The 12383-nt window shown below is 58.7% G+C and carries 8 protein-coding genes; 6 read left to right on the top strand and 2 right to left on the bottom strand.

Annotated features, from left to right (window positions below):
* The first annotated feature begins 13 nt into the window (after positions 1-13).
* Entirely contained in the window at positions 14-856 is an 843-nt protein-coding gene (locus tag ACYQ11_RS06440; RefSeq protein WP_459922941.1) for an ABC transporter permease, read from the top strand.
* On the top strand, positions 846-1610 hold the full coding sequence (locus tag ACYQ11_RS06435; protein WP_459922940.1) for an ABC transporter ATP-binding protein: 765 nt from the start codon (positions 846-848) through the stop codon (positions 1608-1610). Before ACYQ11_RS06440 ends, ACYQ11_RS06435 begins: the two co-directional genes overlap by 11 nt.
* 670 nt (positions 1611-2280) lie before the next feature.
* Here the strand turns inward: ACYQ11_RS06435 and ACYQ11_RS06430 are convergent.
* Positions 2281-4605, bottom strand: coding sequence for an acetate/propionate family kinase (locus ACYQ11_RS06430; RefSeq protein ID WP_459922939.1), 2325 nt, complete (start codon positions 4603-4605; stop codon positions 2281-2283).
* A gap of 786 nt (positions 4606-5391) precedes the next feature.
* Here ACYQ11_RS06430 and ACYQ11_RS06425 point away from each other — a divergent pair.
* Together ACYQ11_RS06425 and ACYQ11_RS06420 are read left to right on the top strand one after the other, a co-directional pair.
* Positions 5392-6654, top strand: a complete 1263-nt coding sequence (locus ACYQ11_RS06425; RefSeq protein ID WP_459922938.1) for an ammonium transporter — start codon at positions 5392-5394, stop codon at positions 6652-6654.
* A gap of 66 nt (positions 6655-6720) precedes the next feature.
* Positions 6721-7059 carry a P-II family nitrogen regulator gene (locus ACYQ11_RS06420; RefSeq protein ID WP_459922937.1) on the top strand — a complete coding sequence of 113 codons (339 nt, stop codon included), beginning with the start codon at positions 6721-6723 and terminating at the stop codon, positions 7057-7059.
* 84 nt (positions 7060-7143) lie between these two features.
* Here ACYQ11_RS06420 and ACYQ11_RS06415 read toward each other — a convergent pair whose 3' ends face one another.
* Positions 7144-8442 carry an OmpP1/FadL family transporter gene (locus ACYQ11_RS06415; protein ID WP_459922936.1) on the bottom strand — a complete coding sequence of 433 codons (1299 nt, stop codon included), beginning with the start codon at positions 8440-8442 and terminating at the stop codon, positions 7144-7146.
* Between the two features lie 473 nt (positions 8443-8915).
* Here ACYQ11_RS06415 and ACYQ11_RS06410 point away from each other — a divergent pair, with 473 nt between their 5' ends.
* Both ACYQ11_RS06410 and ACYQ11_RS06405 read left to right on the top strand, forming a co-directional pair.
* Positions 8916-9221 (top strand): J domain-containing protein, encoded by a 306-nt coding sequence (locus tag ACYQ11_RS06410; protein ID WP_459922935.1) that lies wholly within the window; start codon positions 8916-8918, stop codon positions 9219-9221.
* 38 nt (positions 9222-9259) lie between these two features.
* Positions 9260-12133, top strand: coding sequence for a DEAD/DEAH box helicase (locus tag ACYQ11_RS06405; protein WP_459922934.1), 2874 nt, complete (start codon positions 9260-9262; stop codon positions 12131-12133).
* Positions 12134-12383: the final 250 nt, after the last annotated feature.

Raw genomic sequence — 12383 nt, 5'->3', positions numbered from 1 at the left:
CGGAGGTATGCTCGTGAAACAGCGCAGTCTGTCCATGACCTTGCCGTTTGTCGCGCCGATCGGCCTTGCTTTGGTCTGGATGATCATTGCGAATCGGATTGCCAATCAGGTCATCATGCCAAGCCTTGAACAGATCGGGGACATTCTGGTCCGCCCGACCCAGGGCCTGATCGGTATGGGGTCGCTTCTGGATAACGTGACGGTCAGCCTGATACGCGTCATGCTGGGCTATGGTCTTGCCGTGCTGGTTGCCGTTCCCCTCGGGGTGCTGATGGGGCACGTGGGCCTTGTGCACCGTTTGTTCAACGGATGTTTGAATCTGTTCAGGCCCATTCCTCCCCTGGCCTGGGTCCCTCTGGTGATGGCCTGGTTCGGTGTTTCCAGCCTGGCCACCCTGATGGGCATCGAGGCCGGCAGGCCCTATATTTTTTTCAACAACATCAAATTTTCAATGCTGTTCATCATTTTTATCGGTGCCTTCTACCCCGTCTTGACCTCTACCATTCACGGGGTTCGCAGTGTCCCCGCGGTCCTGATCGATTCGGCCCGGGTTCTTGGGGCCGGAGAGAGGCAGATTTTTCGTCATGTTCTCATACCGGCCGCCATGCCTTCGATTCTGACCGGTATGCGAATCGGCCTTGGAATTGCGTGGATGTGTCTGGTTTCCGCTGAAATGCTGCCCGGTTCCCTGGCCGGTGTGGGCTATCTGATTACCCATGCGTTCACACTGGCGTCCACGGATATCGTCATTGCCGGTATGATTTCCATCGGACTGGTCGGGGCGTCGATGGACATGGTGTTCCGTTGGGTTGAATCACGGCGATTTACGTGGAAAAGACACGTTCATGGTTCCTGAGGTCAAGGAAATTATCGGGATACGACACCTCTCCAAAACCTTTTTAAGCAAAGGCGGAGAGGTGGTCCATGCCGTGGATGCGATCGATCTGAGCATTCCTGAAAACGCGTTTACCTGCATTGTGGGAGCATCGGGCTGCGGGAAATCCACGCTTCTACGCATGACGGCGGGGCTTGAGAAGCCCACGGAGGGAACGGTTTTCTACCGGTCGACACCAGTGACAAAACCCTGCGGTGAAATCGGTTTGGTGTTTCAGGACTATTCCCTGTTTCCCTGGATGACGGTGCTCGATAATGTCGGCATCGGTCCGTCGTTCGCCGGGATTTCCAGGCAGAAACGAAATGTCCGGGCGTTGAAGTACCTTGACATGGTCGATATGCTCGATTTCAAAGGGGCTTACCCCCATGAACTGTCGGGCGGCATGCGGCAGCGGGTGGCCATCGCCCGGGCGCTTGCCAATGAGCCCGACGTTCTTCTGATGGATGAGCCCTTTGGCGCCCTGGATGCCCATACGCGCATGATTCAGCAGCAGGAGCTTTTGAGGGTATGGCAGCGCACAGGAAAAACCATCGTTCTGGTCACCCACAGTGTGGATGAAGCCGTGTATCTTGCCGATGACATCGTGATCATGGCCGGCAGGCCCGGTCGAATCCGTCGCATCATCGACGTCCCCACCCCCCGTCCCCGGCATCGGGCCGACCAGGGCTTTGGAGTCCTGGTCGATTCGATTTTCAAGGAGTTGTGCAGTCCCTGACGGAGGTCCTGTCGGGTTTCTCCACCTTTGACGGCTTCTTAAAAAGCTTCGCAGGCCTCGAACGGCCACATATTCGAAAGGAAGAGTGTTAAATCTCTTTGTTGCCAAGCTCCCGGGGTATGGGACCAAGGCAACTGCATGTCGCATTCGTTCACGTGCACGGTAGGCCGAGACCTGTTCGACCGCCATCGTGAACGTGCGCGTGCTCGTGACCGTAAACGTGAACGGCATGAATCCGTCAGGCAGGAGAGGCCCATGTGTTTTATAGACCATTCATGCGATGGGTTGGTTATTGCTTTGGTTTTGTCGATGTGTCTATAAGGTGATGGGCTATCCACAGGTCTATTAACCACCCGTTCGCTTCGCTCACTGAAGAACACGAAGAACCACGAAGAAAAACCCACTATTTAAGGTCTTCTTCGTGCTCTTCGCGTCCTTCAGTGAGCAACGCGAACGGGTGGTTTAACAATAGGATGATCACCTCAACTTGATGGACGTGCATAACCAAATAATTATATTGTAAATTCAGTATGATAATTTATGTTTTACCCTGACGCTTCCTTAGGAGTCCGATATCTGCGTTACGCCTCATTCTACGGGATTCGCAAGCCTTGATCTCGAACATTTTACGAAACCGTCTGAAATTCGACTTTTTACGAGACCATCACCTTTAAATCCGCATCTGGATATCCGTGATATGGGCCGTGGTGCCGGTCCGGATGTGTGCGGCGTTGGCTTCATCGGTGTCGATGTGCATGGCCAGCTTGAATTTGGGGCTGACCCGGACCAGGACGTCGCCGAAGATCAGCTCTCGGTCGCCGTGGATCTGGACCCGGACCACGTCCCGGTCGTGGAGGCCATAGGCCATGGCGTCCTCGGGGGTCATGTGGATGTGGCGCAGGGCGCAGATCACACCCTTGTCGATGGTGACCTGACCGGCAGGCCCTTCGAGGGTCAGACCCGGGGTGTTCACCAGATTTCCAGAGGCCCTTATCGGGGGCTGGATGCCCAGCAGAAATTGCTCGGTCATGGATATTTCCACCTGGGTTTCATCGCGGACCGGCCCCAGCACCCGCACCCGCTCCACCCGGCCCTTGGGTCCGATGAGGTTCACCTGCTCCTCGCAGGCAAACTGGCCCGGCTGAGACAACTCGGATTTGGGGGTGAGGGTGTGTCCTTTGCCGAACAGGGCCTCCACATGCTCCTGGCTGAGGTGGAGATGGTGGGCGGACACCTCGACGGTGATGGGGGCGTGCTTGCGTTTGAGCACGTGGGTCAGGCTGTGGTATTTCATGGCCTTGAGCGAATCCCGGGCGATCATGCGTTCCTCGTCGGTGGGGATCACCATCACCGAAATCCGTGAATCATCGGCCGAGATGATCATGGGTTCGGTGGGTTCGACGGCCTTTCGGTTCTTGTCCTGGTCAAGGACGATGCCCATGCATTCGAGACCCTCGCAGGCCTGGCTCCGGATGTTGTGGTCGCTCTCCCCCAGCCAGCCGGTGAACACCAGGGTGTCGATGCCCTTCATGGCCGCCACGTAGGATCCGATGTATTTGCGGATCCGGTAGCAGAAGGCCTTGAAGGCCAGAATCGCCCGGTGGTCTCCCTGCTCGGCCGCTTCCATGATCAGCGGGATGCTGTTGGAAATGCCCGACAGCCCCTTGAGCCCGCTTTCACGGTTGAGCAGCGTGTCCAGCTGGTCCACGGTGAGGCCCCGATCCCTCAAGATTTTCAGAATGACCGACGGGTCGATGTCGCCGCAGCGGGTGCCCATCATCAGCCCCTCGGTGGGGGACAGGCCCATGGTGGTGTCCACCGATCGGCCGTGGTCCACGGCACAGAGCGAGGCGGTGTTTTCCAGATGGCAGGTGACGATCTCAAGGGTGTTGTAGGGCCGCTTGAGGACCTCTGCCGCCTTGAGGGACGCATAGGCATGAGACATGCCGTGGAATCCGTAACGCCTGATCTTGTCCTGCTCGTAGAATTCGTAGGGAATCCCGTACAGATAAGCGTAGGGCGGCATGGTGTGGTGGAAGGCCGTGTCGAACACCGCCACATGAAGGGCGTCGATGAAATAATTCATGCCCTTTCTGATCCCCATCAGGTTGAAGGGGTTGTGCTGGGGGGCCAGAGACGAAAGCGCCTCGATTGTTTCGATGACCCCGGGATTGATCACGGCGGGGGTGTCGAATTCGCTGCCGCCGTGCACCACCCGGTGGCCGACCAGGGCCACGTCGTAGGGGGAACCGATGGCACCGGTCTTCTTGTCGGTCAGCTGTTTGAACATCAGGTCGAAGGCGCCTTCGTGATCCATGTCGCCCAGGTCAGCGCTCGTTTCACCCCCATGGTAGGTGTAGAGATGGCGGGCCCTGCCCGATCCCAGGTGAAGGATCTTGCCGACCACGTTGAGCGACTCGTCCGCGGTGTTGTACAGGTTGTATTTGAGGGAGGTGGCCCCGCAGTTGATGACCATGATCTTGATGGGTTCGTTGGACTGGAGCTTGAACCCGTAACGGTCTTTTCGTTTACCCCAGGCTTTGGCCGCTTTTTCGCGGCCTTCCTCATCGATGGTGAAGGTGTGGAGAAGCTTGCTCATCATCCGCGTGATCACGCGGACCGTGGGCAGATCGGTGAGAATCAGCTCGGCGAACACGGCCTGGGGGATGACAAGCACGCGGCATCGGGTCTCGCCGATGATGTCCGAGGGATTCAGCTCTCCGGTCATCATGGGGATGAGGCCGATGATGTCGCCGGGCCCCATGTTCAAGAGGGCGTTCTGCTCGCCCATGTTGTCGGTCACAGACGCCACGGCCCGGCCGTCCAGGATGACGCCGAGAAAATCGGCCTCTTCGCCGAATTCCACGATGGCTTCTTTCTCTTCGAAGGTTTTTTCAAAGGAATCCTTGAGGACGTCTGCCAGGCGGGCGTCGGGAAACTGTGAAAACAATTCCGTTTTTTGTCTGAGAAAATCGTTGAGGGCGGTCTGGTTCATGGGTCCTGTCTCCTGTCGGGGTTGAGGCCGCGACACATGCTCTTAGGGTCATGATGACGCTGATCGGAAACGCGATGGATGATTCAAGGATACTGGTCCCGCCATAATAGCAGGTGCCCGGCGGAAAGACAAGCCATTCGGTGCGGGCCTTCGGGGCAATCGCATGTACTGTTCGTTCACGTGCATGTTCACGTTCACGAGCACGAGCACGGCAGGCCGAGACCGGCTCGACCGTCTCAGCCCACGCCGGTTGATGCATCTGACGGTTGCGTTCACGTGTTGCCGGCAACCATCGTGAACGTGCTCGTGCTCGTAAACGTGAACGGCACCGTGTGACACGCGAAGACCTGTTCGGCTTTTCTCCGCCTTTGTGTCTCTGTGAGAGTGATTAAACCTTCGTCTCTGAAGGGGAAGGTTCGTGTGATCTCTCACAAAGACACGGAGGCACAAAGAGGGTGTCGTGCGCTCACGCGTTGTATTTCTTGCCGGCACGGATGAGGCCCATAAGTCGACAGGCTCAATCCGTTGAGATTCTCGCGAAGGCCGTTTTCAACAAAAGTGTTTTTTTAAATTTTAAAAATAACATTTTTGTCATCAAAAGCATTTTGGATACAATTCGATTTATGGCATATCATTTTGATTTTAAATGATAAATTTTAAAAAAACCCGATGGCATGTGCGTTGCAATATTATGAGGGCAACATGACGGTGGGTGTTTGACCCTTTTGAACCTTTAGCGATTGGGAGGACGAAATGAGGCTTAGAACGTTGACGACAACCGGGATAATGACCCTGTTACCCGTTTCACAGGCCCTGGCCGACGAGACGGCGATCAGTACCGGCGATACGGCCTGGATTCTCGTGGCCACGGCGCTGGTCATGATGATGACTCCGGCCGGCCTGGCCCTGTTTTACGGGGGCATGTCCCGTTACAAGAACCTTTTGAATACCTTTGCCATGACCTTTATCGCCTATTGTCTGGTGAGCGTGGTCTGGGTGGTCTGGGGATACTCCCTGGCCTTCGGTCCGGATACCGCGGGTTTTATCGGTAATCTCGACAAGGTCTTTCTGGCGGGCATCGGCATCGACGCCGTCCGGGGCACCATTCCCGAACTGGTGTTCGTGATGTTCCAGATGACCTTCGCCTGTATCACCGTCGCCCTGGTGCTGGGGTCGGTGGTCGACCGGATGAAGTTTTCGTCCTGGATCGTCTTTACCCTCCTGTGGATCACCGTGGTGTATGTGCCGATCTGCCACTGGGTCTGGGGCGGGGGATGGATGCAGGCCGACGGTGCCCTGGATTTCGCCGGAGGCAACGTGGTTCACATCAATGCCGGTGTTGCCGGCCTGGTACTCTGTCTGGTGCTGGGAAAACGCGAGGGTTTCGGTCGTGAAGCCATGTTCCCGTCCAGCGTGACGCTGACGGCCCTGGGCGCGGCCCTGTTGTGGTTCGGCTGGTTCGGCTTCAACGCGGGCAGTCAGCTGGCCGCCGACGGCGTGGCCGCCTCCGCCTTCATGGTGACCAACAGCTCCGCCGCCATGGCCGCCCTGTCCTGGATGGTGGCCGAATGGATCTACAGCGGGAAACCCACCGTTTTGGGTATCGCGTCGGGCGCTGTGGCCGGTCTGGTTGCCATTACCCCGGCGTCGGGCTATGTGACCCTGCCCGCGTCTCTGATTATCGGCCTGGTGGCCGGCGCCGTCGGTTTTTTCAGCGTGGCGGTGCTCAAACATAAAATCGGTTACGACGATTCGCTGGACGCCTTTGGTGTTCACGGCATCTGCGGCATCTGGGGCGCCCTGGCCACCGGTCTGTTCGCCTGTCCGGCCATTACCGCCGGCGCCACCGGCCTGTTTTACGGCAACCCCAAGCAGCTGTGGATCCAGTTCGTGTCCATCGTGGCCACGGCGCTCTATTCGGCGGTGGGCACCCTGATCGTCATCGGTGTGACCCGACTGATCACCTCCGGTATCCGGGTGGAAAAAGAAGCCGAGGTCATGGGTCTGGACAACGCCATTCACGGCGAGCGGGCCTTTGAAATTCTCTGATTACGGCAAGAACAACGTGACCGGGGCGACGGCGACGGCGCCTGCGTCCCGAAAGGAAAGGGCATCATGAAAAAAATTGAAGCGATCATCAAGCCGTTTAAACTTGACGCCGTCAAGGAAGCGCTGAACGCCCAGGGGATCCAGGGCATGACCATCTGTGAAGTCAAAGGCTTCGGCCGTCAGAAAGGCCACAAGGAAATATACCGGGGTGCGGAATATGTGGTGGACTTCATTCCCAAGGTCCGCATCGACATCGTGGTCGATGACGCCCTGGTGGATTCCCTCATCACCGCCATCGTCGATGCCGCGGGTACGGGCAACATCGGTGACGGGAAAATCTTCGTTCTTCCCGTGGAACAGGCCGTTCGAATCAGAACCGGAGAACGCGGCCGCGATGCGGTCTGACGCGCGATGATTCCCGGTGAAGCCGTCCTGCCGGACGGCTTCACCGGTTTTTTAACAGGGCCCCGCAGGCGTGTTTCCCATGGGTCAGAAGGTGTAATTCAAGTTCAGCCCGTACCCCCAGAGAATCCCTTCATCGCCCAGGGACACAGACACCGTGTCGGCGGGAAGGCCGGTGGCTCCATGAATGATTTCGCCGTATACGGCGTTCATTTCCTCGCTGGTGCCGCTGATTTTCCGGACGGAGGTGCTTCGGACATGCTGGACGACGCCGTCCAGGCTCCAATGGTCTGAAAGGGCCCAGCCAAAACCGATGTTGAACACGTTGCGGTCCGTGTCGGGCCAGCCCATGTCAAAGGTGGAATCGGGGACGGGGGTCGGGTCGTAGGTGTAGCCTGAGCGAAAAACAAGGCTGTCAACGACCTGCCAGCTTACGCCGATTTTATACTGGCATTCATCGGTCCAGTTACGGTTGTGGCGAAAGGCGCCGCCCGGGGCCAGGGGCGATGTTTCCACCTGTACATCGTTGATGCTCCAGCGGGTCCACAGCAGGTCGCATTCGATCGACAGGCGCCTGCCGACGAAGACGCGGGCGCCGGCCTGGATGCATTCCGGATGGTCATACTCCATGGTGACCGGCCCGGCCGCGGCGCCGTTGATGATCACATCCCCCTTGAAATCGGCGTCGGTCCGGCTTCTGTAGGTCAGTCCCAGGGACAGTGCGTCAACGGGACGGTACATCAGTCCCACATTGAACGAGTAGTTGAACGAATCGTCGGCCTGAAGCTCAAGCTTTGTCGCCGGTGTGGTCGGGTAGGTTTTCCCGGCTTCCGACACCGACCGGCCCAGGCTGAGACTGAACCCCGCCGAGAGGTTGTCGGTCAGTCGGTATCCGAAGCCCGGTGTGATCACTTCACGATAATAGGTGGATTGCCAGGCATAAAGGGCGCCGGGGTTACGGGTGTAGTCGGAATCCCATTCGATGTTCAGGCCGTAGGGAATGTAGGCGGACATGCCGAAACCGAGCCTGTCCGTCAAGGGGACGGCGAAGCCGATGGCGGGATTGAGTACCGGCTCCCCGTTGGACTGAACGTTTTTGGGCCATGGGTTCAGTTCGCTGCCGGGCGCCGCCGCGGATGTGATGCTGAAATCCGTGACCTTGACCTTGGCGTCAAAGACCGTGATCCCCGATGACACGGTGGTTTTTTTGATCAGTGTCAGTCCTGCGGGGTTGTAATACACCGCAAACGGGTCGTCCGCATAGGCGGCCACCGCTTCTCCCTGAGCCGATGCCCCGGCTCCGATTCCAAAGGTCTGAACAAGTCCTGCATGCGCCGTCGATGCCGCGACGGTGATCCCCGCGACGATCAATAGAATTTTTTTCAATGTCGAACCCCCCCGTTCTGATTGAAATGCCCGGGATATGATTCCCTGGCGGGTTGTCATGATGGTGTGAGACCAGGCGGGCAGGGCGCCGTCGGCGGCGATAATGCCGCATTGCAACAATCCCCCTGTCCGTCAAAAAAAGGGGGACCCTATGTCAGGGGTCTTTGCACCGTCAACAAAAAAATGCCGTTTTTGGAACCTTTTGTGATTATTGGACAGTTGAAAAGGTATAAGTAATTGGAAAGAATGATAAATAAAAAGTCTTTTGGTTATTGTGTCAAACAGGGAAACCCCGGGTTAACGCCGGTTTTTTATGTGTGAGACGGTTCACGGCGCGTGCTTGTGTCCGTCGGCCGATAATATCGATCACCGGCTCAAAGCGGATTTGACACGACCATCGGTCCGTGGCATGGTGGGCGAACGGTCGGGGATATCGCCTCGGCCTCCATGAACCCATGACGTGAGTTTTCGATATGAGCACCTATGAACAGATCACCGAAGCCCGGCGTCTTCTGGAACTTCCCGAATCGGCCACACGGCAGACCATTCGCGCCCATTACCTTCGGCTTCTTGAAACATGGCATCCGGACAAGGGGGCCGACAATCAGGCGGACCGCCACGAGATGACCGTGCGGATCACGGCGGCCTACGAGCTTATCACGGCATACTGCGACAGCTACGCCTATTCCTTTTCCGAAGAGGCGGTCAGGCGTCATCTTTCTCCCGAAGAGTGGTGGGCCGACCGGTTCGGCCGGGACCCGCTGTGGGGCAAACCCTGACGGTTCTTACGTCGGCCGGAGTGAGAAAGGCAGGGCAGATGATGCAGGGAACCGTCGGGGACTATATCAAGGCCCTTAAACGATACGAGGTGCTTGCGCCGTTTGTGGTCGACCATCGGGAAATTCCCGGGCGGGAGGCGGTTTATGCCGAGCCCTCGCCGCCTTTTCCGGAGAAGATCGTCCGGCTGCTTGAAACCCTTGGGATCTCCCGTTTGTACGCCCATCAGGTCCGGGCCGTGGACCTGATCCGGCAGGGCCGTCACACGGTGGTGGCCACCCCCACGGCCAGCGGCAAGACGCTGATCTACAATCTGCCGGTCATTGAAACCGTTCTTGACAACCCGGAGGCCAGGGCCCTTTATCTGTTTCCCCTCAAGGCTCTGGCCCGGGACCAGCTCAAGGGCTTGCAGGCCCTTTTTGATGCCGTCGACAGTCCCTTGCCCATGCGGGCTGCGGTCTACGACGGGGACACGACGTCCCACCAGCGGACGAAAATCCGTAACAGGCCGCCCAACGTGGTCCTCAGCAACCCCGAGATGCTGCATCTGTCCATTCTGCCTTTTCACGCCCGCTGGGCCGAATTCATCAAAAACCTGGCCTATGTGGTCATCGACGAGGTCCATACCTGCCGGGGCGTCATGGGCTCCCACATGGCCTGGGTGCTCCGGCGTCTGCTTCGGATCTGCGCGGCCTACGGCGCCCGCCCCGTCTTTGTCTTCTGTTCGGCCACCATCGGCAATCCCGGCCGTCTGGCCTCGGCCCTGACCGGTCTTGATGTCGTCGCGGTGAAGGAAAGCAGCGCCCCGTCCTCGGGCAAGCATTTTCTGATGCTCAACACGCCGGAAGGGGCGGCCCAGACCGCCATCGCCCTGCTTCATGCGGCCCTGTCCCGGGATTTCCGGACCATCGTGTATTGTCAGTCCCGAAAAATGACCGAGTTGATCGCCCTGTGGGCCGCCCAGCGGGCCGGCGCCTTCAAGGACAGGATTTCCGCTTACCGGGCCGGATTTCTTCCCGAGGAACGGCGGGACATCGAAGCCGGGCTGTCGGACGGGAGCCTTCTGGCGGTGATTACCACCAGCGCCCTTGAAATGGGCATCGATATCGGCAGCCTGGACCTGTGCATTCTGGTCGGTTATCCGGGCACCGTCATGGCCACCTGGCAGCGGGCCGGACGGGTGGGGCGGTCCGGGCGGGACTCGGCCGTGGTGCTGATCGGTCACGAAGACGCCCTGGACCAGTACATGATGAACCATCCCGATGAATTCTTCACGATGGCCCCGGAAACCGCCGTGATCAATCCGGAAAATCCGGTGATCATGAAACGCCATCTGGTCTGCGCCGCCGCCGACCTGCCCCTGTCGGACGGTGAACCCTTTGTGAGTGATCCGGCGGTCACGCGGGCCGTTTCCGACCTGGAACGAAACGGCGGCCTGCTGCGGAGCGAAGACGGCGACCTGTTGTTTTCGCCGGGGAAATATCCCCAGCGCACGGTGTCGCTCCGGGGCACCGGCGAGGCCATGGACATCGTGGACCGAATCTCCGGCGACATCATCGGCAGCGTGGACCGTTACCGCGCCTTTCACGAGGCCTATCCGGGGGCGGTTTACATCCACCGGGGCACCCATTACCTGATCGAGGATCTGGACCTTGACAAGAACACGGCCTATGCCGAAAAGAAGTCGGTGCATTATTTCACCCGGGCCCGGTCGGGCAAGGTCACGGAGATTCTGGAAACCCTTGCCTCACGAAATGTCTGGGGAACCCGCATGGCCCTGTGCCGGCTCAAGGTCACGGAAACGGTGACGGGTTACGAGAAAAAACTGATCAAGGGGCAGCGTCTGCTGGGCGTCTTTCCCCTGTCCCTGCCCCCCCTCGTCATGGAAACCGAGGGCATCGTCATCGGCATTCCCAATGCCGTCCGGAAAGACTGCGAAACGCGCGAGATGCATTTCATGGGAGGGATTCACGCCGTGGAGCATGCGGCCATCGGCATCCTGCCCCTGATGGTGATGACCGATCGCAACGATCTGGGCGGGATTTCCATTCCCTTCCACCCCCAGGCGGGTACCGGGGCTGTGTTCGTCTACGACGGGTTTCCCGGAGGGGTGGGGTTGTCCCGCCAGGCCTTTGACCGGGGCGAGGCCCTGCTCGAGCGAACCCTTCAGGTGATCACGTCCTGCGCCTGCGACACCGGATGCCCCGCCTGCGTCCATTCCCCCAAATGCGGCTCCGGCAACCGCCCCATCGACAAGGCGGCCGCCGTCCATATCCTGTCGGCGATCAAAGAGGGCGGGGAGGCGTTTTTGTTCACGGAGGCGATGCCGGCGACGACGCCCATCCCCCCGGTCAACGCCGCTCCGGCCGTCGTCAGATCGCCCGGCCGCTTCGGTGTGCTGGACCTTGAAACCCGGCGTTCGGCCCAGGAGGTGGGGGGCTGGGGCAACGCGGCCCGCATGGGCATCAGCTGCGTGGTGGTCTACGATTCGAAGACCGATCGTTTCGAGGAATACCTGGGCGAGGATCTTCCCAGGCTCGTCGAGCATCTGAAAACCCTGGATCTTGTCGTGGGGTTCAACATCAGCCGGTTCGACTATGCCGTTCTCCGGGGCGGCAGTCCTTTTGATTTTCACGGCCTGCCCACCCTGGACATGCTGACCGAGGTGCATAAACGGCTGGGCTACCGCCTGTCGTTGGACCATCTGGGCGAAAACACCCTGGGTGTCCGCAAGAGCGCCGACGGTCTGATGGCCCTGGCCTGGTGGAAGGAAGGCAAAATTCGCGAAATCGTCGATTACTGTCGCCAGGACGTCCGCGTGACCCGGGACCTTTACCTGTTCGGTCGCGACAAGGGGTATCTTCTGTTCAAAAACAAGGCCGGCATGAAAGTCCGGGTGCCGGTGGCCTGGTAGGGGGCGCACGCGCCGTTTTTGTTTTTTACGACGCCGTCAACATTGGGGTTGTCAAGCCAAACAGGGCTATGATATAAATAACTACTTTTCTAACAAACCGGGCTCGTTTCTGATTCCGGCCATCCGTTGCGGCCTGTCGCCCGTTCCGGTCAGACGATTCTGCCGGAGCCCGGAAGTGTGCTTTTATCCATCGTATCGCTTATCGGTTACCATGGACTGTTTCTTGTCACAGATCATCCGTGTTTCGCGT

It is taken from the genome of Desulfatiferula olefinivorans (assembly GCF_054657895.1).
Note: the sequence above shows the minus strand (reverse complement) of the source record. Positions and strands in the feature narration are given on the sequence as shown.

Bases quoted from the DNA above. Each gene is read 5' to 3' on its own strand.
- ACYQ11_RS06435 (WP_459922940.1), top strand. From the start codon at position 846: ATGGTTCCTGAGGTCAAGGAAATTATCGGGATACGACACCTCTCCAAA.
- ACYQ11_RS06430 (WP_459922939.1), bottom strand. From the start codon at position 4,605: ATGAACCAGACCGCCCTCAACGATTTTCTCAGACAAAAAACGGAATTG.
- ACYQ11_RS06425 (WP_459922938.1), top strand. From the start codon at position 5,392: ATGACCCTGTTACCCGTTTCACAGGCCCTGGCCGACGAGACGGCGATC.
- ACYQ11_RS06420 (WP_459922937.1), top strand. From the start codon at position 6,721: ATGAAAAAAATTGAAGCGATCATCAAGCCGTTTAAACTTGACGCCGTC.
- ACYQ11_RS06410 (WP_459922935.1), top strand. From the start codon at position 8,916: ATGAGCACCTATGAACAGATCACCGAAGCCCGGCGTCTTCTGGAACTT.
- ACYQ11_RS06405 (WP_459922934.1), top strand. From the start codon at position 9,260: ATGATGCAGGGAACCGTCGGGGACTATATCAAGGCCCTTAAACGATAC.